The following is a 25,833-nucleotide window of genomic DNA, read 5'->3' on the forward strand; positions in this document are numbered from 1 at the left end:
GGCTTCAGCTTCTTTTAAAATAGATACGATTTGATGTTCAGTCATTTTTTTCATGATTAAATCCTCTGTGGGTTAATAAAGAGAATTTTCTACTTCAGAGCTGTACTATTTTAAGGGGTAGTTACAAATAGAGTACTATTTAGATAGTAGTTTGATTATTATTTCTGGAATATTAGCCGATCCTGATGTAAGCGAAAGTAAAGAAGGTTACAAAAGAAGATATTATAATCTTATCAATAATAAACTAAAATTAATTCACGTAGAAAATTCACATTATGATGGGGGATTAGATTAATATGAGTCGCATTATTTATCGTTCTGATGTCAAACCAACACTCGAACAAGCCATTACACTTTATCGTCACTGTTCATTAGGCGAGCGTCGTCCACTTATGGATACCATACGCTTTCAAGCTATGTTAGATAATGCCAATTTGCTGATAACCGCTTGGCATGATAATAAACTGATTGGTATTGCGCGTTGCTTAACGGATTTTGTTTATATTACTTATTTGGCAGATCTCGCGGTGGATGAAGATTATCAACGACAAGGCATTGGTAAACAATTAATTAAAGAGGTGAAAAACAACACTGACAAAGCATGTTCAATCACCCTACTGGCTGCACCACAGGCAGTTGATTATTATGGTCATATTGGTTTTAATGCGCACCCTTCAGCTTGGATTTTAAAAGAAAATTAATTATTCATTCCTTTTAAATATGCGTGGTGGAGGCTTCCAGTACTCTAATACCGCGATTGAAACTGCCTTGATGATGGAGGGGACTTTCTCTATGCCGTCACCTGCACTGCAAGGCTTTTTTGAGTTGGCTTTCAAGCCAATGGATGTTACACTAATATCGGTAAACGTTCAAAGACAATTTACACCAAATATAGCAATAAAACGTGAGGGCTATTCGATATTTCGTTATTGACTCGACAGTCCTTAAAGTCTTTGGTAAATGTAAAGTAAAAAAGCAGAACATGGCGCAAACCACACTTAGCTATTGATGTGGATACTCACGAAGCTATTAGTACGGAAGCCAGCCTTGTCAATGTTGACGATATTGAAGTGCAAAGTCTTGCTAGAGCAAATCATAATGAAAATAGGAAACAAGTTGGGTAATGCTGCATCTAAAATCGAAGTAAAACCATACTCTTCACTCTATGCCTCTGAAATATGCGATTTGTTTCATTCGTCTATTCATGCTATTGATACCGATATTTATAGCAAAGCACAGCAAGAAGCATGGTGCTCAACACCACCAGATTATCAGAAGTGGTTAGAACGTTTAGATAACACTCAGCCTTGGATGGCTATCTTTGGCTCAAGCCTTGCGGGGTTTGTTGAACTTGGAGATGATGGTTACATAGACTGTCTGTACGTGCATCCTGACTTTCAAAAGCGTGGCATAGCTAGAAAACTCTATGACCATGTGCTTGACTTGGCCCACCAGAAAAAGCTTTCACAATTAAGTGTAGATGCTTCAAAAGTGGCCATGCCAATTTTCAAAAAATGGGGTTTCAAAATAAAGCGGGTTAACAAAATATCCAGAGAAAATCAGGTACTGATAAATTACCATATGTGCTTGCGCTTGCAGATGAATGCGCCAAACAATTGTTTATGCGGTTAGCAAACCTAAAAACACAACCATTAGTGACAAACTACCCAATAAGTGAACTTCGCCAAACCAATAGACAGTGCACATATGTAACATGCGCTGGTGATAATAGATTATTTTAAAATTAAAACAACACAATAACATCACCCATTAGACAGCGCTCACCGAATTTCATGAGTCTGTGATAATACAGCCCCAGCCTAATCAGCCTAGCAATCATTATACAAATTTATCTTCAAAATCATTCGGTTAAAAAAATCACAACAGACAACATTTCCCACCAAAAAAGACATTACATAAGAAATTCAAATAACCGATAAACTGTTCGCATTTTCTGCTACCAGCAAAGCATTACCAGCAGACAAAACAATTTTATTCGCCAAACAGCCAGAAAGTTTTATAATAAAAACATTAATTTTTCCTGAAAAAAAACCATGAAATTCATACCCATTTCTCTCTTTGCCTTAACCTTGCTTAGCGCCTGTAGCGTTGGTATGCCCTCCAACGTAGCGGTAGGTATTGGTGGTGGTAACCACAACTTTGGCTTGGGCACTTCAATTTATTTCCCGATTAAAACCAAACCCCAGCCGTCAGAGCCCCCTGCTATTGCTGGCACAGAGCAGCCCGGCCAGCCTGCACCAAAATCATCCACACAGCAGAAAAAGCCACGACCCAATTGAAATAATTCCGTAAATACAGCCTACTACTGAATAGCATATATTCCAGCCCAAACCTCATGCTGATGATGATAACTTCCATATAATCAGAACAAAAGCATAAAAATTGACGACAATCCTAATAACATCAATAATAAAAATATCAATAACAGACAAAAACGCTGGTAAAACTGGTAAATTTTTAGCCATATCAATGCATCTGCTACAAAAATAAATCAGCAATCAGACAAATTATGCCTAAACCGTATAAACCGTGCTAAACTCAACAGCAAAATCTGTACTCAAAATGTAAGAGTAAAACCTATGGCTGGCAACACATTCGGACAAATCCTTACTGTTACCACCTTTGGCGAAAGCCACGGTGCTGCACTTGGTTGCGTCATAGATGGATGTCCACCCGGATTGCCTCTTAGTGAAGCCGATATTCAGTATGATCTGGACAGACGTAAGCCTGGAACCAGTCGCCATGTTACCCAACGTCGCGAAGCAGATTGCGTTGAGATACTTTCCGGCATATTTGAAGGCAAAACCACAGGGACACCAATCGGACTATTAATCAGAAATACCGATCAGCGCAGTAAAGATTATAGTGATATTGCCCAAAGCTTTCGCCCGGGGCATGCCGACTATACATACTGGCATAAATACGGTATACGGGATTATCGCGGTGGTGGCCGAAGCTCAGCACGTGAAACAGCAGCGCGTGTAGCAGCAGGTGCAATCGCCAAAAAATGGCTACGTGAGCATTTCAATACTGAAATTATTGCTCATGTCACCCAGATTGGCGAAAAAAGCATACGTTTTGAAAACTATGCCTACATAAATGATAATCCGTTTTTTGTCGCTAACCACAGCCAGATTAAAGAACTGGAACAATACATGGACAGCATACGCAAAGCATGCGACTCCATCGGAGCCAAATTGCATGTCACTGCCCGCCATGTTCCGGTAGGATTAGGTGAACCTGTATTTGATCGCCTTGATGCCGATATAGCTCATGCCATGATGGGTATCAATGCAGTTAAAGGTGTTGAAATCGGTGCTGGGTTTGATAGTATCTGCCAAAAAGGCAGTGAGCATGGAGATGAATTAACACCAGAAGGCTTTATATCCAATAATGCAGGCGGTATACTGGGCGGCATCAGTAGCGGTCAGGATATACATATTAATCTGGCCATTAAACCAACCAGCAGCATTGCCACACCGCGCCACTCTATCGACATTCATGGCAAGCCAGTTATACTGGCTACTCATGGTCGCCATGATCCCTGCGTCGGCCTGCGTGCCGCACCCATTGCCGAAGCCATGCTCGCACTGGTATTAATGGATCATGCACTGCGCCAGCGTGCCCAGAATGCTGATATTCGCGTTGAGACACCAGACATTGCCCACCATTCTCCAATTGACACCAATACATAGATATTATTTTTTATAGCCATAACTGCACAGTTATCACCAAAAATCAGTTAATTAGATTATTTTTAATTTGCTGAAATGGCCATAAACCACAAGGAAGTAACCTTATGAGTCAAGAAACCGCTTTGGGTGCAGCACTGAAATCTGCTGTACAAACCATGAGCAAGAAAAAACAAACTTACATGATTGCCGAGCATATCTATCGTAAATACGATGTATTTAAACATTTCAAACCTTTGGCAATTGGCATTGATCAGGACTTAGTTACTGCCCTGCCCCAGTATGACCCTACCCTGATTGCCCGTGTTCTGGCCAACCACTGCCGCCGGCCACGGTATATTAAATCTTTGGCGCGCGGAGGCAAACGCTTTGACCTGAATAATCGCTTCAAGGGTGAAGTGTCACCAGAAGAACAGACTATCGCCAAACAGCATCCTTCCATGCAGACCACCAAACCGGTGCCAGCAAATGATGTACTAGCTCCTGCAGCAGATTCTGAAAACAGTCACAACAGTGACGGCGAACAGCCGCAAAACTAATACCTGTTAACTACCGACACGAGCCTCAGGCTCGTGTTTTTTAATATCATGCTCTCAGACAGTCATTGCCATCTCAATCATAGCCCACTTGTCGACAATCTGGCACAAGTATTACAACAGACTGGCGAAAAAGGCATTAACCACTTCCTTGTCCCTGCAACCTGCCCTGATGACTGGTCAATCACCCTTCAGCTAGCACAATCATATTCTCAGATATACGCCGCCATTGGTATACATCCCTGGTTTGTAGCCAGTTATAACGAGTTAGCACTCAGCCAGCTCGAACAACTGTTACATCATCACCCACAGGCACTAATCGGTGAAATCGGACTGGATTTTGCACGTGCACATAATTTAGTCGATAAAAACCTACAGATTAACTGTTTTGAAGCCCAGTTACAGCTGGCAAAATCGGCACAGCGGCCTGTCATCATTCATCATGTCCATGCCACCGATGCCTGCTTACACAGTATCAAACGCTGTCGTTTTACCTGTGGCGGTATTGCACACGCCTTTTCTGGCAGCATGGAAGAAGCTCAGGCATGGATTAAGCATGGCTTTCTGATTGGTGTCGGTTCCCTGCTACTGCGCCCACAAGCAAAAAAAATTCGCCTCATCGCCGAAAGACTGCCTTTACAGCACATGGTTATTGAAACCGATGCCCCATATATGTCACCACTACCGCATCAGAACAATAGACCGGAAAACTTACGCCAGATTGCAGAAACCATAGCCAGCTTGCGAAATGGACACTGGCAGGATATTGCCAACATCACCAGTGAAAATGTACTTAAAATTATTCCAGCACAAAGCTGAATATTAAGAAATCAATATTATTCTGGACATTCTGGTAATAAGCCTGCAACCAGTGATTGATTGCCCCATGCATATAGTTATTTTTAGCAGGCAGCAATTAAGTAACATCGCTCAAACCCACACAGGCCATTTACCTCTTTTTCCTCACAGCAACTGAAATCTGGCCAATTCCAACCCCACTATATTATAGAAATAAAAACAGGGGGATATCCCCCCCTGATATGTATAATAATCCAGTAGCTTAGAAATTAACTTGTGCGCTGATATTATAGCGGCGGCCATCCAGAGTACGACCATAATCCTTCTGATCAACCCTCTTATCAAAGATGTTATAGATACCACCACTGATAATCACATCTTTCTTCGGTTTGAATACCAGACCTGTATCTACAAAACCATATGATGGCTTACCAATCGCCATTGAAGTACGAGACAGATAATCTGAAGTTCTACTACGGAAATTCCATCTCGCCCAGCTGGAGAATTTTTCATTCGCATTCCAGTTTAGCGTCGTATTAAACATATTCTTCGGCATCTCATTCAGCGGCTTGCCACTAAACTGGCCACTCTTCTGCTCACTATGCGTATAGGTATAGTTGGCAGACCAATCAATTTTGGGGGTGATTTTCCAGCCAAACGTTGCTTCTACACCGCGTAATACCGCCTTGTCCACATTCTCACGCTGGCTGATAAAGTCAAAATACTCATTACGCCATGAGCAGGCATTCGAACCGGCTTTACCCTGGCAGGTACGAACTTCCGTTATCTTGTTTTTAAACTTCGTATAATAAGTGGTCACCCCAGCAGATAAATTACGGTTATTATCCCAGTTAAAGCTGACTTCAACATTATCCGATTTTTCCGGCTTCAGATTGGAATTACCCACAATGATACCATTAGAGTAACCACCACCGGTTACCTGCCCCCAGCCATCTGAAGCTGCCCGTAAAGCAGGTGCTTTGTAACCACGTGAATATCCACCCTTGATTGTCCATTCTTTAGTAGGCGTCCACACACCATATAGTTTGGGCGTTACCTCAGAGCCATAATTCTCATCATGATCCAGTCGCGCTGCGGCAGTCAGAGCAAAAGTTGGCACAATACGCCACTCGTCCTGCCCAAAAATTGCCCACGAATCACGTTCCAGATGATTTAAACGTCGTCCATTAATGGTAAGCTGATTACCCGAATCATTCAGTTCTTCACGCTGCCATCTTCCGCCGACACTCAGCGTATGCTTGTTTAAACGAAACTGAGTCTGGGTATTAAAAATCGTATTTTTCTCATGCATATCACGTGAAGGATTATCGTTTTCCTCACGCTGTACATATGACTGCGTATCAATATTATTGTAATAACCACGATGAGTAACACTGTACTGATTGCGATCATACAGAGTGTAATCGTCAGTCGGTTTTTTCCCCCTGCGTGGTGCCGTGTCAATAGTTTTACCTACCTTACCATTGCGATTCTGCAAACTGCGGCTTACTTCCAAATCAACCGTATTTCTATCGTCCGGGGTCCATGACAGCACAAAATCTCCATCACGCATCCGCTGTTCCTTATATCCACCGATAAATTTATCCTCATCTCGGTGAGAATATCCCCCACTGGCGCGAATACCTAACCGGTCTTCAATCAATGAACCAGAGACATAAACACTGCTTTGCAATGTATTACCACTATTACTGTGCTGCTGTATTGTTGCATCCGTTTTAATTGAGCCAGTCCAGTCGGCAGCCGTTTTCTTGGTAATAATATTAATTACCCCACCCATGGCATCTGAACCATATAAAGCCGAAGCGGGACCACGAATCACCTCAATACGCTGTATAGCAGAAATTGGTGGCATCCAGCCCTGCTCAATACCTGGACCATCGGAATTAGGACGAACAGCACGCGAATTCACCCGTTTACCATCAATCAGCAACATCGTATACGCACCAGACATACCACGAATACTGATATCCTTTGTACTGCCACCACCAGTCACCACTACCCCAGGAACATCCTGCAAAGCATCAGTCACATCGTGATACTCTTTTGTTTCCAGCTCCTTGGCATTTATCACAGTAATCGATGCAGCTGCATTTTTGGCTTGCTGTTTAAACCCAGAAGCAGTTACTACCACATCTTCTAATCCAGCTTCTGCAGCATATAGTGGAGAAATTAAAGTGGGAAGTAACACCAGCGAAAAAGAATAATGAACCGGTTTACACATACAAAAATAGACTCCTGATAATTATTGTTCCAGCAAAATCAAATAAATTATTTGGAATTCATTTAAATGAAAATAGTAATCATTATTCAATTTAACATGAATATACAAAAAAAGCATTAAATTTATTGACAAAATACAAAATGAGATAACAAATGAAACAAACTGAGAAGCCTACAACTAAAACAATTATGAAATAGTAGATAAACAGGTAAACCGAACAGACCCACCAATGGATATATAATTATTTGCACCATAACAGCAGAAAATAAAAAATCCCTGAAATTGATTCAGGGATTTTTTGAATATGGCGGAGAGTAAGGGATTCGAACCCTTGATACAGGTTTTGCCCGTATACTCCCTTAGCAGGGGAGCGCCTTCGACCACTCGGCCAACTCTCCGTTGAGAAGAGCGAACTATACTTAATCGACGCCAAACTGTCAAACAAAATTTAAAACCCAAAAGCATAAAACAGACTATTAATTTCTAATATACTAACAGTAAAAGATATTTTCTTTACACCAACAACGTGTATCAGACACGACACAGAATTCATTAAAGCTTCAGCGGCAAATACCTCAGGTACCAAACCAAATGGCACGATAGATTTAGTACCTATAGGCCAACTACTTAATAAATAAACCTTAGTTATGTAACCCAGCCACACTATTTACCGTTTTAATTTATCAGCACAGCACATGACTGTTCTTTCTCACTCTACAGCCAAAACCAAGTGTAAATTACCCTGTTCACATACTCAGCCTTCGGTATAATACAAAGTTTAACTACCTGACCAAGCTGCTGACTGGCAGGCTTATTGTTTGTACCATTTACCACACAACAATATAAAAACCTAAAAAATCTGGAGACTTGCATGAGTGCAATCATTGACATCTTTGCGCGTGAAATACTTGATTCACGTGGTAATCCTACGGTTGAATGTGATGTTTTACTTGAATCTGGCGTAATGGGCAGAGCTGCTGTGCCTTCCGGCGCTTCTACCGGTGAAAAAGAAGCACTGGAACTGCGTGATGGTGATAAACAACGGTATCTGGGCAAAGGCGTATTACAGGCCGTAGAAAATGTTAATAATGAAATTGCACAGGCACTTATCGGTATAGATGCCAGCGAACAAAGTTACATCGATCAGATTATGATTGATCTGGATGGTACTGATAACAAAGGCCGTCTTGGAGCCAATGCCACTCTGGCTGTATCACTGGCCGTTGCGCGTGCGGCAGCTGAAGACGCTGGCTTACCCTTATACCGTTATATCGGTGGTGCCGGCCCGATGTCCATGCCAGTACCCATGATGAATGTGATTAATGGTGGCGCACACGCTAATAACAGCCTCGACATTCAGGAATTCATGATTATGCCAGTAGGCGCTGAATCTTTCCGTCAGGCCTTGCGTTGCGGTGCTGAAGTCTTCCATCACCTGAAAAAATTATGCAATGATAAAGGCATGTCAACCAGTGTCGGCGACGAAGGGGGCTTCGCACCGGATTTGGCCAGCCATGAAGAAGCAATCAAGCTGATTCTGTCTGCGGTGGAAGCAGCCGGCTATATTCCCGGCAAAGACATTGTATTAGCACTAGACTGCGCATCCAGCGAATTCTACAAAGACGGATATTACGCATTAACCGCAGAAGGACTCAACCTGACCAGCGCCGAGTTTGTTGATTATTTAACTGAGCTGGTTAACAAATATCCAATCGTGTCTATTGAAGATGGTATGAGTGAGCACGACTGGGACGGCTGGAAGCTGTTAACCGAACGTCTGGGCAAAAAAGTCCAGCTGGTAGGTGACGACCTGTTTGTAACCAATCCGGCTATTCTGAGTGAAGGCATTGCCCAAGGACTGGCCAATTCACTACTGGTTAAAGTAAACCAGATTGGCACTCTGTCTGAAACACTTAAAGCCGTAGACTTAGCCAAACGTTCAGGCTATACCAGCGTAATGAGCCATCGCTCTGGCGAAACAGAAGACAGTACCATAGCTGATCTGGCCGTTGGTACCAACTGTATGCAAATCAAAACCGGTTCACTCTCACGTTCTGACCGCATTGCCAAATACAACCAATTGCTACGAATTGAAGAAGAACTGGGTACTGCTGCCTGCTATCCGGGTAAAAAAGCGCTCTATCAGCTCAGCTAATCCGGTTACAGGTAATATACTTATAGGCAAATGAAATGAAGTGGGTAACCTGGGTACTGCTATTCGCACTGGCGGGTTTACAATACAACTTGTGGATGGGGCATGGTGGCTGGCATGACATGTTGAAACTGGAACGCGGTGTCATTGCTCAAAACGCCAGTAATGAAGCCCTGATACAGCGCAATCGTGCCCTCACTGCTGAAGTCAAAGACCTTGCCAACGGGAAAGATGCGATAAACGAAATGGCACGCGACAAATTAGGCTATATACAGAATGGCGAAGTATTTTACCGTTTTGTACCCTCCGGCACTCTGGCAGCAATAACAGATAATTCGGAATCCGCGTCCAACAGATAATCGACTCTGACACTTCATAAAACCAACAGCTTTCATTACTGAAAGCTGTTGGTTTTATTTTATATCGAAAAATTCCAGTATTATTTATTCCAGATATACAATTGAGACAGACTAATAATATTCAACTTTCCATAGCATGGTTGTATCTATGCCACAGCTATTAGCATTTTTATCTTAATATCAGCATATAATAAAAATAATCATAGCTAATATAGTTATCCATTAGTATGATATTGCTGAGTATAATCAAGCGAACGCAGTAGTAGTGCACCTATCATCAAAGGTAAATATATGATTTCTATCCATGAACAGAGTTATGGTTTGAGTGTTGTTCTGCACAACGAATTTACACTCGAAGACTTTCGTCAACTGGAAGAAGCATTATTAAAAGCCATTGAGCAGGTGCAATTTCCCAATCTGTTGCTTGATATGAGCCAAATGAAAGACTTTACCGTTGACATGGCTTTAGAACACCTCAGATTTTTACGCCAGCATGCGCATGATTTTGGCCGTACCGCCATTATCGTAGACGATATCTGGATTCGGCTTGGTGCACGATTCGCCAATCTATTAACGTTGCAAAGACCCAAATATTTTAATGACAAACACACAGCACAGAAATGGCTGGAGCAAAATGTACAAAATTCAGGCGTAATCGGCAGCAATAACTAATCAATCATCATTATTAATATACCAGATATAAACAATACTGAAAGCAAACCAAGTCTGGAATAATACGATTAATTACTGAAGAATTCAGATAAATTAAAGCTGCTGTACCCAGCTAGAAATGGTTTCTGCCAGTAATTCTGGCTGCTCTAATGGCAACATATGCCCACTATTTTCAATTATCTTCAGAGTAGCCTGTGGTATAAATTCCTGCAATTCCTGCGCCTCATCCAAAGAACGCATCTGATCCTGTGCAGCTGCAATAATCAGGGTTGGACATGAAATCTTTTGGTCAACTGGTGTTGCCCGGTTTAACAGAGACTGCCTGCTTAATACATCAAACCCCAAACGTTCACTCATGCGCCTGATTCGGGTTATCAGTACCTGATTATTTTGATTATCCGGCCGTAAAGTCTGAACAATGGCCTTATGGCCCAGACCACGAAAATGCAGATGTTGCTGAATCTGTAAAGTATTGAGCTTGGCTGCACGTTGCTCGGGTGTATCCTCGCGTAACGAAGTAGCAATTAATACCAGCGCGGCTACACGCTGCGGATATTTGGCAGCCAGAGCCCGCGCGACATACCCCCCAAGCGAGAATCCAACTAATACAAAACGTTCTGGAGCACTGGCCGCAATATCATCTGCCATAGCGTCAATACTGTCTCCATTTGCCAGTGAAACACACTTTACAGACTGGGGCACAGCCAGAGTGGCCAGCACATCATCCCATAGTGTTTCATCCAGCATAAAGCCAGAAATACATACCCAAGGTAATAACTCTTTAGTCACCATAATCGCAATACAACCATTCAACAATTAATACTATTTTATATTTCAGTAGAGCAGTACAGTTTGGACAAAACTTACCTTCCTATCTGTAAACTGATAAAATCTGGCAAACAGATACTATTAAAAATATTGCAAAGCCAAACTGGCTATCACTGTATCTTAGCATCCAATCTGGCACATAAAATTACATCCGCATCGACTTTTCACATACTTTATATTTCACATAGACTTCAGTATATTTAAATCGATTTACTGATGAATTTCTGCCAATACTTCTTGTATATACATGAAATTAAATATTTTTCCTCAGAATACCCATACACTTCGTCTTTAAAATTACACGAACCTTACTGTAATTTTTCATCCTCAGTTAGAAGCAGTTCCAACCGCACTATCAGTTTTCAGCCCAATATTAAATAAAACAAATTGTCATGCAGATTCACCAAATCTATCCTGCCAAACAATAACCATAAACTTCACTCTCACCAAATCCCGATAAAAGCTATATACATAAAAGTATTCAGGGATACAAAAAGAAAGCATTTAATCAAAGTCAGACAACTACCTTTTTACATAGCCAAATGAATGAATATTTTGGACATAGGAATTTTTTGCCTAATATCGACACCGGCCAGCCTGAATATACCGTATTAGTGTTTATAATTTTCATAAAACACTAACATAGTAACATTGACTTAATACATTTCATATTGCAAAATTAAACTGCTACTTATAAATATCAATTGATTTTGAGGAAACAATGACAGATAAATTTACCTTAACCAGTCCAGAATTTAAACATGGTGATACCGTTGATTCCTCCTATCAAAGTGACCGTGATAATCAGTCCCCTGCCCTGATATGGAAAAATGCACCGGCACAAACCAAAAGTTTTGCGATTCAGTGCCATGACCCTGATGCCCCTACTGGTGGCGCTGGCTGGTGGCACTGGATGGCCATCAACCTGCCCAAAGATTTAACTGAGCTGAAGCGCGATGCTGGTGCTGAAAATGGGCAGCATTTACCTGCCGGTTCACGTCAGCTACGCAATGACAGTGGAACTTTAGGTTATTCAGGCTTTTATCCGCCTGAAGGCACCCCACCACACCGGTATATTTTTACCATCTATGCTTTAGACACCGATAAAATTGAGCTACCTGCTGATGTAACTACCAGCTGCACAGGATTCGTAGTCAATAGTCATGTTATTGCCACAGCTTCGATTACGGTTTACTATGGCCGCTAACATGGCATTTTAATGTACCAAACCAGTAACATAACAAAAAAAGAGATTGATCCTAATTGATCAATCTCTTTTTTTATTACAACCTTAATCCTCAATCGGTTTTTCTTTAGCTACCTTGTCAATCAGGTGTGAAATACTCATACCCCGTTCAAGCGAATCATCATAAACAAATGTCAGCTCAGGTGTACGAAATAAAGTGATTCGCCGTGCCAGCTCACTACGCAAATAGCCTCTGGCCTGTTCCAATGCCTCTTCAGTAATAGCGCGAGTACTATCGTCCAATACTGTATAATAAACAGTAGCATGACTGTAATCACGAGTTACTTCAACTTCATTAATCGTGATAAAACCAGCCCGGGGGTCTTTCAGGCCAACACGTACCAGTTCGGCCAGTTCACGCATAATCTGCTCTTTGACACGATCCTGACGTGCATAACCACGTTGGGGTTTACGCATAATCATTCCTTTCTGTGATCAGGCCAATAATTCAGGCAGCCCGAAAAACATCCAGACTGCCTTGTAACACTTCAAATATGCTTAAAGCTTACGGGCAACCTCAACCACTTCAAAAGCCTCTAGCTGATCGCCTTCGACAATTTCATTGAAGTTTTTCAACATCAAACCGCATTCAAAGCCCTGACGTACTTCCTTAACATCATCTTTAAAGCGTTTTAATGAAGAGAGCTCACCAGTATGGATAACCACATTATTACGGATTAACCGAACATGCGAATCACGTTTGATTAAACCATCCGTAACCATACAACCAGCAATATTGCCAACCTTGGATACCGTAATTACCTGACGGATTTCCACCGTACCAATCACATTTTCTTTCTGCTCCGGTGCCAGCATGCCACTTAAAGCTGCTTTCACATCATCGATAGCATCATAGATAATGTTGTAATAACGGATTTCAATGCCTTCATGTTCAGCCAGCTTACGCGCAGTTGCATCAGCACGAACATTAAAGCCAATGATGACAGCACCAGAAGCAATCGCCAGATTAACATCAGACTCACTCACACCACCTACACCACTGTGCAGTACATCAACACGTACTTCATCAGTAGACAGTTTTCTCAAGCTGCCAGCCAATGCTTCATAAGAACCCTGAACATCCGCCTTAATGATAATCGGCAGGCTTTGTGCCTGATTTTCACCCATGTTGTTAAACATGTTTTCCAGTTTGGCTGCCTGCTGTTTTGCCAGCCGCACATCACGATATTTACCCTGACGGAACAAGGCAATCTCACGGGCTTTTTTCTCATCTGCCAGTACAATGAAGTCTTCACCAGCATTAGGCACATCAGACAGACCCAGAATTTCTACCGGAATAGACGGACCAGCGGTAGTAATGGTTTTACCATTTTCATCTACCATAGCGCGTACACGACCAAAAGTCGTACCCGCAAGCACGATGTCACCCTTACGCAGAGTACCACTTTGCACCAGCAAGGTAGCTACCGCACCGCGTCCCTTATCCAAACGTGATTCCACCACAATACCTTTAGCAGCTGCATCTACAGGTGCTTTCAGCTCCAGCACATCTGCTTCTAGCAGTACTGCTTCCAGTAAGGCATCAATATTCGTACCCTGTTTAGCGGAAACATCAATAAACTGCACGTCACCACCCCAAGAATCAGGCACTACTTCGTGCGCAGTTAATTCCTGACGAATACGTTCCGGATTGGCACCGTCTTTATCAATTTTATTGACGGCCACCACCAACGGCACCTTAGCCGCTTTGGCATGAGCTATTGCTTCGATAGTCTGCGGCATTACTCCATCATCAGCAGCAACCACCAGGATAACGATATCAGTAGCCTGAGCACCGCGGGCACGCATAGCAGTAAACGCTTCATGTCCCGGCGTATCCAGGAAAGTAATCACACCGCGCGGCGTTTCAACATGGTACGCACCAATATGCTGAGTAATACCACCAGCTTCTCCCTGTACTACACGGGCACGGCGAATATAATCCAGCAAAGAAGTTTTACCATGATCCACATGCCCCATTACTGTAACTACTGGTGGACGTGGCAAGGCTTCTGCCTCAGTAACCGTGGTGTCTTCGTCCAGAAATGCCTCAGGGTCATCAGCTGCTGCCGCTTTACCAATATGTCCCATCTCCTCCACAACAATCAGGGCTGTTTCCTGATCCAGTGACTGGTTAATGGTAACCATCATACCCATCTTCATCAGCGTTTTGATAACTTCCGCAGCCTTAACTGCCATTTTGTGTGCCAGTTCAGCAGCAGTAATTGTCTCCGGCACCAGCACTTCGTGTACCACAGGTTCAGTAGGAGCCTGGAAAGCATGCTGATTCGGTTCCAGCTTGAGCTGCTTCTTGCCACCTTTTTTACCACCACGTCTGCGGCTGTCTTCTGTATTGCCTACATCAGTTGAACGACGGTTTTTACCACCACGTGCAGATTTTCCTTTCGGCATTTCATCTTCACGCTGACGACGCTGCTCATCTTTCTTGCGCCGTCCGGCTGCTTCAGCACCGGACTCTGCAGCTTTAGGCGTGCTAGTACTGGTTACCGGCTTCTTCTCACTCGGCTTAGCTGAACGTACTTCGGCAGTTTTCTGCTCACTGGCAACCTTACTTTCGTCCTTGGCCTGCTGCTTGGCTGCTTCGCGCCGTGCCTGACGTTCCTGCTTCTGTTTCAGCAACATTTCACGATGCGCGCGCATGGCTTCGGCACGTCGAGCCTCTTCATCGCGCTGAGCCTGCTCTTCAGGGCTGATAATCGGCTTGGACGCTTCTGCTACCAAGGCAGCCAAATCAATTTTTTTCGCATTGCGGTTACGGTTGCGCTTAGATTTATGCTGCTCATTTTTGTCTGCTGCTTTTTTGTCAGCAGATACTTCGGCAGTTTGCGTAGCTGCTTCAGCCTGTTGCTGTTTTTCAGTTTGTTGCTGTTTCACTTCCTGTTTTACCACTTCTGTCTGCACAGACTCCACTTTCGTTTTCTGTTCGGTTTTACTGGCCGCAGCCGCTGCTCTTAAACGTGCGGCCTCAGCTGCTGCTGCGGCAGCAGATTCTTCCCTACGCCGTGCTTCAGCCTGCTCTGCAGCAGCTTTTTTCGCCTGCTCCTCCGCTTCAGCATCTACCTTTACCGGCTCTGCTTCAGGTTGCGGCGGAGTCATTTTTTCTTCTGGTCGCCTGGCTTCCAGTTCTTCGGGCGGCACAGCAATACGCCGTCGCCGACGGGTTTCAACTTCAACACCGCCAACAGTGCTTTTCTCGGCCGGTTTTTTACGATTCAGCGTGATGGGACCGGCAGACTGACTACCATTAGACTGCTTTAAATAAACCAGCAACTGTTTTTTGTCTGCAGCAGTCAGTTTATCTGATGCTGCCTGTTTATGTACCCCTGCTTCGGCCAACTGCTCCAGCAACCTTGTAGTTGATAAATGCAGTTCCAAAGCAAATTGTTCTACAGTTATTTGATTACTCATTCGCGTACCCTCATACTTCGTCAAACCAGTGGGCGCGTGCTGCCATCACCACTTTCTTGGCGGTTTCCTCATCAATGCCTGTAATCTCAATCAGCTCATCTACTGACAGCTCAGCCAAATCATCACGGGTTTTAATCCCCTCATTGGCCAAATCATGCAGCATTTCCTGATCCACACCTTCAAGATTTTTCAGCTCTTCGTCCATGTGCTCCAGCTTTTCCTCAGAAGCAATGGCAAGGGTCAAAATGGCATCACGGGCACGATTGCGCAACTCCTCCACCGTACTTTCATCAAAACCCTCAATTTCCAGCATCTCCTGAACAGGTACATAAGCCACTTCTTCCAAACTGGTAAATCCTTCCTGTACCAGTACTTCGGCCACATTTTCATCCACGCCGAGATTATTTATAAAGAGCTCACGTACTGCTTTATCTTCTGCCTCGTGGCGTTCCTGTGCCTCTTCCACAGTCATAATATTCAGCTGCCAGCCAGTCAATTCTGCTGCCAGACGCACATTCTGTCCGCCGCGCCCGATAGCCAGTGCCAGCTGATCTTCTGCCACAATCACGTCAACTGAATGATTGTCTTCATCAATCAGAATACGCGTTACTTCAGCCGGGCTCAGTGCATTAATCACAAACTGGGCAGTTTCCGGTGACCACAGCACCACATCAATACGCTCACCCGCCAGCTCTTCCGTTACCGCATTCACACGTGACCCACGTACCCCGATACAAGTACCCTGCGGGTCAATACGGGCATCATTCGACTTCACTGCAATTTTGGCGCGTAAGCCCGGATCACGGGTTACTTCCTTGATTTCCAGCAATCCATCTTCAATTTCCGGCACTTCCATTTCAAACAGTTTCAGCAGAAATTCGCGCGAAATACGGGTCAGAATCACCTGACTGCGGTTACCAATCTGGTCTACCCGTAAAAACAGAGCCCGCACCCGGTCACCATTACGGAAGTTTTCGCGCGGAATCATCTGATCCCGCGGCAGCAAAGCTTCCAGACGGCCAATTTCCACGATTGCACCATGTCGTTCAACGCGCTTAATCGTTCCCAGAACCAGACTATCCTTGCGTTGCAAAAACTCATTTAAAATCTGCTCACGTTCTGCATCACGAATGCGCTGCAAAATTACCTGCTTGGCAGTCTGGGCTCCAATCCGGCCAAATTCCACATTTTCAATTGGTTCTTCATAATATTCACCAATCTGTAATGTCGTTCCCGGAATTTCTTCCTGAATCTCTTCAATGGTTTTCTGAATATCAGGATAGGTATAATCCTCGTCAGCCACAATCAGCCAGCGGCGAAAACTACTGTAATCACCAGTATTACGGTCGATAATCACCCGCACATCCATATTTTCGCGCTCGGTTTTTTTCTTTGCCGCACTGGCCAGAGCAAATTCCAGTGCGCTAAATACCACTTCTGTATCTACGTTTTTCTCACTCGCCAAAGCTTCAGCCAGTAGCAAAATTTCACGACTCATTTAATTCTCCTTGCAAGCCTGTGCTTACAACAATATGAAAATTCAATTTAAAAATCAAATTCTGGCTTCAAACGTGCTTTATCTACATTTTGCCATTCAATTAAAACGGTTTTACCTGCCGCCACCGCAGCACGCTTGGCCCGACGTACTTCATTAGCCTCTTCCAGCGTGATACTGATCAAATCATTCTCATCCATACCATTAATCCGGCCAATAAAGTTTTTCTGCCCATCAATAGGCAAACGTGTTTTAATCTTGGCCAACTGTCCGGCAAAGCGCGTAAAATCAGCCGGTTTGGTTAGCGGACGATCCAAACCTGGGCTAGAAATTTCCAGACGCTGATAATCAACATCTTCTACTGCCAATACTCGGCTCAAGTGATTGCTGACCGCAACACAATCATCCAGAGAAATGCCACTTTCTGCCTTATCAATAAAGACACGCAAATCTCCCTGTGCAGTCAGCTCATAATTCACCAGCTCATAGCCCAGACCCGGCAAAGTTTTTTCCAAAATGCCCTGAATATCCATCTGTGCTCCGTAAAAACAAAAAAATGGCCTCAGGGCCATTTCTCAATAATTCGAAAAATTTCTTTATTTTAACCCATTGTTGAAAAAAAAGAAACTACCTGCCATTATCTATAGCAAACATTAATATTAATTAGCGCAGGCATATCAATCAATTGCATCAGCAGCTCTGTATAATTATTTCCACCAAGACCCGCCAAATCCCGTCATAACCATTTGTTAATCCATAAAATACTGAATAACACATTCTTAAAATAAAGTTAATCACACCCTGTTTGATTTATCTGAAGATTAAAATAGTATTCTTACCACCAATACATAAATGCAAAAAACAATCTGGATTAGCCACCATCAGCCCATGACTAATGATCAAAAAAATCTATAAAAACTTACGTATAAGGGATTGGCTAAACTTAATGTTAAGACTAAACTGCACTCCCTGATAACCATATAATGAGGTACATAAATGCGTATACAGTTTTCTGCCAATACTGCAATGACACTTGCTGCATTGGGTATTGTCTATGGCGACATTGGCACAAGCCCACTGTATGCCTTAAAAGAAAGCTTTCGCGCTTCAACAATAGCACCCACCGAGGCAAACGTATTAGGTTTTGTCTCACTAATCCTGTGGTCACTGCTACTGATTGTTACCCTCAAATATGTTTTATTTATCCTGCGGGCAGATAATAATGGTGAAGGCGGTGTTGTGGTTCTGATGCAGCAAGCAATGCGACACCTTAAAGGCAAACCTGCATGGATTGTCATGATGATGGGGCTCACCGGTACCGCACTCTTCTACGGTGATGCCATGATTACTCCAGCAGTATCCGTTCTCTCTGCCGCAGAAGGCTTAACTGTAATCAACGAAAGCTTCCGGCCATATGTCATGCCAATAGCACTGGTGATTCTGTTTGCACTATTTCTGATCCAGAAAAAAGGCACACATAAGATTGGTACACTGTTTGGCCCCATCATGCTGATATGGTTTAGTGCCATTGCACTGATAGGCCTGTATCAGATAGTACAGGCACCGACAATCATACTGGCTTTCAACCCCTATTACGGCATTAAATTTGCCATTAACCACGGCTGGGATGGCTTTATCGGACTGGGCTGTGTTGTACTGGCTGTAACAGGAGCCGAAGCCTTATATGCAGATATGGGACATTTTGGCCGCCAGCCCATCCAGACAGCTTGGGTAAAAGTGGTTTTACCCAGTCTCATCATCAACTATCTGGGACAAGGTGCTCTGATTCTGCACAATCCGACAGCAATTAACAATCCATTTTTCCTGAGTGCCCCGCACTGGCTACTCATTCCTTTAATCATACTGGCTACCTTTGCAACCATCATTGCCAGTCAAGCCGTGATTGCCGGCGCCTTCTCCCTTACACGTCAGGCAATTCAGCTTGGCTTTGCACCACGCATGAACATCATCCATACAAATAACGAAGAAATTGGCCAGATTTACCTGCCACTGGTTAACTGGCTGTTACTCGTAGCGGTCACTTTAGTAGTGTTAGCCTTTCACGACTCCGAACATCTGGCCTCTGCCTATGGAATTGCTGTTACCGGCACCATGGTCATCACCTCATGTCTGTTCTGTGTCGTCATGATTAAAAACTGGCGCTGGCCAATTCCACTAGCGTTACTGCTTACCTCAGTATTCCTGTGCTTCGATCTGGTTTTCTTTAGTAGCAACCTGCTCAAACTGATTCACGGCGGCTGGTTCCCGGTAATGGTAGCGTTGATTGTAGTCATGTTATTTTCTACCTGGCGTCACGGCCAGTTACAACTACACGAGGCGCAACAGAACAAAGAATTCTCACTGGATAATTTTGTCGAAAATCTGCACGATTATCCGCCACAGATTGTCCCCGGCAACGCTGTATTCATGGTATCTGACCCATTCAGCATTCCGCGAGCACTACTGCATAACCTCAAACATAATAAAGTATTGCATAGCTATAACGTTCTGCTCAGCATCAAAACCAAAGAAGTACCCCACATTGCCGACAACGAACGCATTGCCATGAAACAGATTGGCCCGCGCTTTACCCGCGTTATTGCTAACTATGGCTTTCAGGAAACAGCCAATATCAGCCATATTCTGGCCTTAATGGCCGAACAGGGCATCACACTGGATACCATGGAGACATCATTTTTCCTTTCCCATGACAGCATCGTTGTAGCAGCCAAAACCAAACATGGCAATATGGGTCGCTTACGCGCCCGAATCTTCAAATGGTTATATAAAAACAGTGCCACCGCCAGTCACTACTATCATATTCCGGCCAATCGTGTAGTTGAACTGGGTGCACAAGTAGTCATTTAACCAGCCAAGCCGGCCTAAAAATCAGGAGAGAGAAGATATGAGTATTAAAATCGGTATTATTGGCGCCACAGGTTATACCGGTGTGGAATTATTACGCCTACTGGCACAACATCCGGCCGCTGAAATAATCGCAGTTACCAGCCGCAGTGCAGCAGGAACAGCATTAAGCGACTACTTTCCCAGTTTACGTGGTACTTATAACCATCTTTTTTTTCAGCATCCTGAGCAGGCCAATCTGAATCAGTGTGACGTCGTATTTTTTGCCACACCAAACGGCATAGCCATGCAGGAAGCGCCCCCCCTGCTGGCACAGGGTATAAAAATCATTGACCTGTCGGCTGACTACCGCATCAAGGATGTAGCACTCTGGCAGCAATGGTATCCATTTACCCATACCAGCCCAGAATGGATTGCAAAAGCCGTGTATGGTCTGAGTGAACTCAATCGTACCGCTATCGCTCAGGCTCAGCTCGTAGCCAACCCAGGTTGCTATCCCACCTGTGTTAGCTTGCCTTTACTGCCTTTACTACAACAACAATGCCTAGCCGATAATCAACCATTGATTGCCGATTGCAAATCAGGCGTGTCCGGTGCCGGCCGCAAAGCAGATACCGGCAACCTGTTTGCCGAATGCAGCGACAACTTCAAAGCTTATGGAATCAGTGGTCATCGACACTTACCCGAAATCAGACAAACGCTTAACCTCTTACAGCCTCAGATGGGTAACAATCTCATTTTTGTTCCCCACCTTACCCCCTTGATTCGCGGCATGCATGCCACCATGTATATACAAATCAAAGATGGTCACAATCCGCATAAACTGATTGCTGACTATTATCGTACCAGCCCGTTTGTAGATGTAATGCCTACCGGCAGCATGCCAGAAACACGTACTGTGCGCGGAGCGAACCTCTGTCGCATCAGCGTACAGCCAGCTCCCCAGAACAATACATGGATTATCCTCTCTGTGATTGACAATCTGGTTAAAGGTGCCGCCGGACAGGCCGTACAGAATATGAATATCATGTTCGGATTGGATGAAACCAGCGGACTAAAACACATTCCCCTCTTGCCATAAACTACCGGCAGGATAGACAATCCGGTCTGCCCATATTTGCTAAAAGGATCAAGCCATGTCAGATACCGACATCGAAACACCAATTATCTTTACCGAAAGTTGCTGCACCAAAGTCAAAGACCTCATTGCAGAAGAAAACAACCCTGACCTGAAACTGCGGGTATTTGTAACAGGAGGTGGTTGCTCAGGTTTTCAATATGGCTTTACCTTTGATGAAATCGTTAACGATGATGATTTTGAAATCGAAAAAGATGGCTTAACTTTCCTGATTGATCCCATGAGTTACCAATATCTGGTTGGCGCAGAAATTGACTACTCTGAAAGCCTCCACGGCTCGCAATTTGTCATCCGCAATCCCAATGCCACCACCACCTGCGGCTGTGGTTCATCTTTCTCAGTTTAATAGCTAAATCTTCAAACTCAGATTATTGCCACACAAAGGTTCTGTCTAAATTCTCCCAGCCAGCCTGAACAGGCTGGTTAATTTATTTGTGCATACCCATAGCAAACAACTAAACCAAAAAAATAAACATTCAAATATAAAAAATTTCACAAATATTAAACATAATTGCCATATTCAAGAATAAGTAAAATAACAAGTTATTAACATTAAAAATTTTTTATAAAGTCTATAATCATTTGGGCAGCCAAAAGCAGTAAAGGCCTTTTTTAATAATAAATTAACAAGGAGCTTTACCATGAATCAGGATTTAAAAAAATGCCCGGTTACCCATCTCACTACAGATCAGGGCGCCCCAGTATCTGATAACCAGAATAGCCTCACCGCCGGACCCCGTGGCCCACTATTAGCGCAGGATTTATGGCTTAACGAAAGACTGGCTAATTTTGTCCGCGAAGTCATACCCGAACGACGTATGCATGCCAAAGGTTCAGGTGCATTTGGTACATTCACCGTAACCCACGACATTACCCAATACACCTGTGCCAAACTGTTTAGTCAGATTGGCAAAAAAACCGAGATGTTCGTCCGCTTTTCCGAAGTGGCCGCCGAGCGCGGTGGTGGCGATGCAGAGCGTGACATTCGCGGCTTTGCCATGCGTTTCTACACCGAACAGGGCAACTGGGATTTAGTTGGCAACAACACCCCAGTATTTTTCCTGCGCGACCCGCGCAAATTTCCCGACTTAAACAAAGCAGTTAAACGCGATCCCCGCACCAACTTGCGCAGCCCTACCTACAACTGGGACTATTGGACACTACTCCCCGAAGCATTTCATCAAGTTACCATCACCATGTCTGATCGCGGCATCCCAGCCAGCTATCGTCACATGCATGGATTCGGTTCACACACCTTTAGCTTCATCAACGCCAACAAAGAACGCTTCTGGGTAAAATTTCATTTCCGTACCCAACAAGGCATCAAAAACCTCACCGACGAAGAAGCGGCCAACATCATGGGACAAGACCGCGACAGCCATCAGCGTGATCTATATAACGCCATTGAAAGCGGCGACTTCCCCAAATGGACCATGTATATCCAAATCATGCCTGAAGCAGATGCAGAAAAAGTCCCCTACCATCCATTTGACCTCACAAAAGTCTGGCCACATGGCGATTACCCGCTTATCGAAGTTGGAGAATTCGAACTAAACCGCAATCCAGACAACTACTATCTTGATGTCGAACAGGCAGCCTTTGCCCCAAGCAACCTCGTACCCGGAATCAGCGTATCACCAGACAAAGTATTACAGGCACGTTTGTATAACTACACAGATGCAGCCCGCTACCGCGTTGGTGTTAACCATCATCAGATTCCAGTAAACAAAGCACGCTGCCCCGTATTCAGTAACCATCGCGATGGCACCACCCGCGTAGATGACAACTACGGCAGCCTGCCCCACTACGAACCCAATAGCTTTCACCAATGGCAGGAACAGCCTGAATTCAGAGAGCCTCCTCTCAAAATTCATGGCGATGCCGATTTCTGGAACTTCCATGAAGACGATAACGACTACTTCAGCCAGCCACGTGCCCTTTTTAACCTCATGAGCGATGCACAAAAGCAGGTATTATATGAAAACACAGCACGGGCAATGGGCGATGCACCGGATTTCATCAAATATCGCCATATCCGCAACAGCAATGCCTGCCACCCAGATTATGGCGCTGGTGTAGCCAGAGCTTTAGGCATGACCGTAGAAGATGCCATAGCAGCGCGCAGCAGTGATCCGGCGCAAGGCTGTGCGGTTTTAATATAAAACCGAACCACCAATCAAAAAAATCCTTAAACAACCATGTTTAAGGATTTTTTTGATTAAATACAGCTTAAAAAAAACCAATTCTTAAATAAAAACTTTAAAACTGATCAACTACCCCAATAAGCTGACACATTGGCCATCTGAGTCAGTGGCGGCATCTGTTCTGGCGAATTTAACCCACCCTCAATACCAGCAGTAAACCCTGCCATAGCTGATAACAAAGCCTGAACCTGAGCAGCAGTTCCGTCCCAATCACCTGCAAAAGAACCACCTTGCTGCGCAGAACTACCTGCTACAGTATTGGCAACACCCTGTTCATAACCAGCATCGAAAACAGAAAAATTTCCATAACTCAAACTATCAACATCCGTGCCAAGATTAAAATTAATACTGTATTTTTCCTTTCCGCTTCCAGCTAAAATAAAGGCGCGTTTCTTCTTCAGCTCTTCATAAGAAACACTCTGATCTTCAAAAACAAAGTTAAATGCTCGGCTGCATTTATTACCATTATTGAAGTAATCCGGCAGCGTCACCGAATCTGCTGATCCATACGCCCGAATAATCAGATCATTACCAGAACGGATAAATTCAGCATCAGCCAGATTAGCGCCTTTAAACACCAGATCATTACGCTGATCTATATTTTTTTTATCCATATAGCCTAAATCATTAACCACATCCTGACCATGACCGGCTTCAAATTCATAACGGTCTTTATGCCAATCTCCTCCCTTCAGAATATCGTTTCCCATACCGCCATTCAGAATATCGTAACCATAGCCTCCATCTAGAACATCATCTCCTGCCCCTCCGATAAGAATATCGTTTCCCCACCAGCCATTAATAACATTATTATTTTCATTACTCTTATGAACAATTATAGAATTCTTTATTAAATAATAATAATCTATGGTTTGATCATCAAATATAAAACTAAATGCTCTGGTATCACAATCTTTGTTGAAGTAATCCGGGAGAGTTACAGAATCCTCTGATCCATACGCCCGGATCACCATATCATTTCCAGATCGGATAAATTCTGCCTCTGCCAGCTTGGCGCCTTTAAATACCAAATCATTATAATTAGAACGATAGCGTATATCATAACCCAAATCATGAACCACATCCTGACCATGGCCTACTTCAAATTCATAACGGTCTTTATGCCAGTCCCCCCCATTCAGAATATCATTTCCAGTGCCACCATTTAAAATATCGTAACCATTTCCCCCATTCAGAATGTCATTTCCAGCACCACCATTTAAAATATCGTAACCATTTCCTCCATTCAGAATGTCATTGCCTTCTCCTCCATTCAGAATATCATCGTTTTCGTCACCCGATAAAGTATCATTGCCTGATCCTCCGTTAATAATATCGGCTCCTTCCCAGCCAGTCATAACATTATCATCTTCATTGCCATTCTGAATAATCGTGAAATTTTTTATTAGATTATAAAAACCGATGGTCTGATCATCAAATATAAAGTTAAAATGTAAATACCCCAAACTTAGTACAAGCTTCAAGTAGAAAATAATACTGCTTGTCTTAGGGTTTTATACTCAATCGGCGTCATATTATTTAATGCTTCATGAGGCCTTTCGGTGTTATAACTGGTTAGCCATTCTTCGGTTACCTTTCTTGCTTGTTCCAGATTATTAAATAGATATAAATCTAGTACCTCTGTGCGATAGGTACGATTAAATCGTTCAATATACCCGTTTTGATATGGACTGCCTGGTTGAATATAATCTATGGTTATATCATGTGATTTTGCCCAGTTAGTAAACGTATTTCCGGTGAATTCCGGTCCATTATCTACTCGTATTTTGATTGGATAGCCATGATATTCGGCCAGTTTATCCAGATAACGGGTAATCTTGCCAGCCGGCAAACTGACTGCAATATCAATGCCTAACGCCTCACGATTAAAGTCATCTATCACATTGAAAGTTCTAAACCTGCGTTGATTGCGACTGCTGTCACTCATAAAATCCATTGACCAGCATTCACCTTGTTTACTGGGTGCAGATAGTCTTTCTGGGCATCGTGGAGGAATGCATTTTTTACGCTTTACCCTGAGATTAAGCTTTAATTCACAATACACCCGATACACCCGTTTATGATTCCATTTATAGCCGAGCTTTCTGATACGATTAAAACACTTGGGAAAGCCCCAGCGTAAATGCCTGTCAGTG

Annotated in this window: 21 protein-coding genes, 1 tRNA gene and 2 pseudogenes; 15 read left to right on the top strand and 9 right to left on the bottom strand. The window is 43.6% G+C overall.

Annotation, left to right across the window (positions count from 1 at the left end):
- The first annotated feature begins 296 nt into the window (after positions 1-296).
- The 7 genes and pseudogenes from BGI33_RS09610 (at position 297) to BGI33_RS09640 (ending at position 5,068) form a co-directional block, all read left to right on the top strand.
- On the top strand, positions 297-701 hold the full coding sequence (locus BGI33_RS09610) for a GNAT family N-acetyltransferase (protein WP_100090974.1): 405 nt from the start codon (positions 297-299) through the stop codon (positions 699-701).
- A gap of 22 nt (positions 702-723) precedes the next feature.
- Positions 724-1,073, top strand: a pseudogene (locus tag BGI33_RS13860) (transposase); the annotation flags it as partial.
- A 25-nt stretch (positions 1,074-1,098) separates the two neighbouring features.
- Positions 1,099-1,632 (top strand): GNAT family N-acetyltransferase, encoded by a 534-nt coding sequence (locus tag BGI33_RS09620; protein WP_100090995.1) that lies wholly within the window; start codon positions 1,099-1,101, stop codon positions 1,630-1,632.
- Between the two features lie 422 nt (positions 1,633-2,054).
- Entirely contained in the window at positions 2,055-2,300 is a 246-nt protein-coding gene (locus tag BGI33_RS09625; RefSeq protein ID WP_100090976.1) for a hypothetical protein, read from the top strand.
- Positions 2,301-2,600: 300 nt separating this feature from the next.
- A complete protein-coding gene (gene aroC / locus BGI33_RS09630; RefSeq protein ID WP_100090977.1) occupies positions 2,601-3,716 on the top strand; it encodes a chorismate synthase in 1,116 nt (371 codons plus the stop codon).
- Positions 3,717-3,820: 104 nt separating this feature from the next.
- Positions 3,821-4,160 (top strand): annotated as a pseudogene (locus BGI33_RS09635) (ProQ/FINO family protein); the annotation flags it as partial.
- A gap of 125 nt (positions 4,161-4,285) precedes the next feature.
- The gene (locus tag BGI33_RS09640; protein WP_144235421.1) at positions 4,286-5,068 is read left to right on the top strand and encodes a TatD family hydrolase; all 783 of its coding nucleotides are present in this window, start codon (positions 4,286-4,288) and stop codon (positions 5,066-5,068) included.
- Between the two features lie 241 nt (positions 5,069-5,309).
- Here BGI33_RS09640 and BGI33_RS09645 read toward each other — a convergent pair whose 3' ends face one another.
- The gene (locus BGI33_RS09645) at positions 5,310-7,289 is read right to left on the bottom strand and encodes a ligand-gated channel protein (protein WP_100090980.1); all 1,980 of its coding nucleotides are present in this window, start codon (positions 7,287-7,289) and stop codon (positions 5,310-5,312) included.
- A 305-nt stretch (positions 7,290-7,594) separates the two neighbouring features.
- Positions 7,595-7,687, bottom strand: a tRNA-Ser gene (locus tag BGI33_RS09650).
- A 473-nt stretch (positions 7,688-8,160) separates the two neighbouring features.
- Between BGI33_RS09650 and eno the strand changes: the two genes are divergently transcribed.
- From eno to BGI33_RS09665, 3 genes are all read left to right on the top strand, one after another.
- Positions 8,161-9,444, top strand: a complete 1,284-nt coding sequence (eno, locus tag BGI33_RS09655; protein WP_100090981.1) for a phosphopyruvate hydratase — start codon at positions 8,161-8,163, stop codon at positions 9,442-9,444.
- Positions 9,445-9,479: 35 nt separating this feature from the next.
- Positions 9,480-9,800: a cell division protein FtsB gene (ftsB, locus tag BGI33_RS09660; protein WP_100090982.1), complete on the top strand. Its 321-nt coding sequence runs from the start codon at positions 9,480-9,482 to the stop codon at positions 9,798-9,800.
- A gap of 291 nt (positions 9,801-10,091) precedes the next feature.
- Positions 10,092-10,472, top strand: coding sequence for a SpoIIAA family protein (locus BGI33_RS09665; RefSeq protein ID WP_100090983.1), 381 nt, complete (start codon positions 10,092-10,094; stop codon positions 10,470-10,472).
- A gap of 93 nt (positions 10,473-10,565) precedes the next feature.
- Here BGI33_RS09665 and BGI33_RS09670 read toward each other — a convergent pair whose 3' ends face one another.
- Positions 10,566-11,285, bottom strand: a complete 720-nt coding sequence (locus tag BGI33_RS09670; protein WP_218965187.1) for an alpha/beta fold hydrolase — start codon at positions 11,283-11,285, stop codon at positions 10,566-10,568.
- Between the two features lie 736 nt (positions 11,286-12,021).
- Here BGI33_RS09670 and BGI33_RS09675 point away from each other — a divergent pair.
- Positions 12,022-12,507 (top strand): YbhB/YbcL family Raf kinase inhibitor-like protein, encoded by a 486-nt coding sequence (locus BGI33_RS09675; RefSeq protein ID WP_100090985.1) that lies wholly within the window; start codon positions 12,022-12,024, stop codon positions 12,505-12,507.
- Positions 12,508-12,591: 84 nt separating this feature from the next.
- On the opposite strand, the gene rbfA is transcribed toward BGI33_RS09675, so the two are convergent.
- The 4 genes from rbfA to rimP form a co-directional block, all read right to left on the bottom strand.
- Positions 12,592-12,963, bottom strand: a complete 372-nt coding sequence (rbfA, locus tag BGI33_RS09680) for a 30S ribosome-binding factor RbfA (protein WP_100090986.1) — start codon at positions 12,961-12,963, stop codon at positions 12,592-12,594.
- Positions 12,964-13,044: 81 nt separating this feature from the next.
- Positions 13,045-15,975: a translation initiation factor IF-2 gene (gene infB / locus BGI33_RS09685; protein WP_100090987.1), complete on the bottom strand. Its 2,931-nt coding sequence runs from the start codon at positions 15,973-15,975 to the stop codon at positions 13,045-13,047.
- 10 nt (positions 15,976-15,985) lie between these two features.
- Positions 15,986-17,473 (bottom strand): transcription termination factor NusA, encoded by a 1,488-nt coding sequence (gene nusA, locus BGI33_RS09690; RefSeq protein WP_100090988.1) that lies wholly within the window; start codon positions 17,471-17,473, stop codon positions 15,986-15,988.
- A 47-nt stretch (positions 17,474-17,520) separates the two neighbouring features.
- Positions 17,521-18,003, bottom strand: a complete 483-nt coding sequence (gene rimP / locus BGI33_RS09695) for a ribosome maturation factor RimP (RefSeq protein WP_100090989.1) — start codon at positions 18,001-18,003, stop codon at positions 17,521-17,523.
- A gap of 463 nt (positions 18,004-18,466) precedes the next feature.
- Between rimP and BGI33_RS09700 the strand changes: the two genes are divergently transcribed.
- The 4 genes from BGI33_RS09700 (at position 18,467) to BGI33_RS09715 (ending at position 23,635) form a co-directional block, all read left to right on the top strand.
- Positions 18,467-20,338 carry a potassium transporter Kup gene (locus BGI33_RS09700; protein WP_257378954.1) on the top strand — a complete coding sequence of 624 codons (1,872 nt, stop codon included), beginning with the start codon at positions 18,467-18,469 and terminating at the stop codon, positions 20,336-20,338.
- Positions 20,339-20,375: 37 nt separating this feature from the next.
- Complete coding sequence (argC, locus tag BGI33_RS09705; protein ID WP_100090990.1) at positions 20,376-21,416, top strand: N-acetyl-gamma-glutamyl-phosphate reductase; 1,041 nt, start codon at positions 20,376-20,378, stop codon at positions 21,414-21,416.
- Between the two features lie 55 nt (positions 21,417-21,471).
- Complete coding sequence (gene erpA, locus BGI33_RS09710; RefSeq protein WP_100090991.1) at positions 21,472-21,819, top strand: iron-sulfur cluster insertion protein ErpA; 348 nt, start codon at positions 21,472-21,474, stop codon at positions 21,817-21,819.
- Positions 21,820-22,114: 295 nt separating this feature from the next.
- Positions 22,115-23,635 (top strand): catalase, encoded by a 1,521-nt coding sequence (locus tag BGI33_RS09715; RefSeq protein WP_100090992.1) that lies wholly within the window; start codon positions 22,115-22,117, stop codon positions 23,633-23,635.
- Between the two features lie 107 nt (positions 23,636-23,742).
- Here the strand turns inward: BGI33_RS09715 and BGI33_RS14010 are convergent, their stop codons facing one another.
- On the bottom strand, positions 23,743-25,161 hold the full coding sequence (locus BGI33_RS14010; RefSeq protein WP_100090993.1) for a calcium-binding protein: 1,419 nt from the start codon (positions 25,159-25,161) through the stop codon (positions 23,743-23,745).
- The coding region (locus tag BGI33_RS09725; RefSeq protein ID WP_144235422.1) for an IS3 family transposase at positions 25,158-25,833 on the bottom strand (676 nt) is incomplete at its 5' end. The genes BGI33_RS14010 and BGI33_RS09725, both read right to left, overlap by 4 nt.

Source organism: Snodgrassella alvi (assembly GCF_002777425.1).
In the GTDB taxonomy this organism is placed as follows: Bacteria; Pseudomonadota; Gammaproteobacteria; order Burkholderiales; family Neisseriaceae; genus Snodgrassella; species Snodgrassella alvi_B.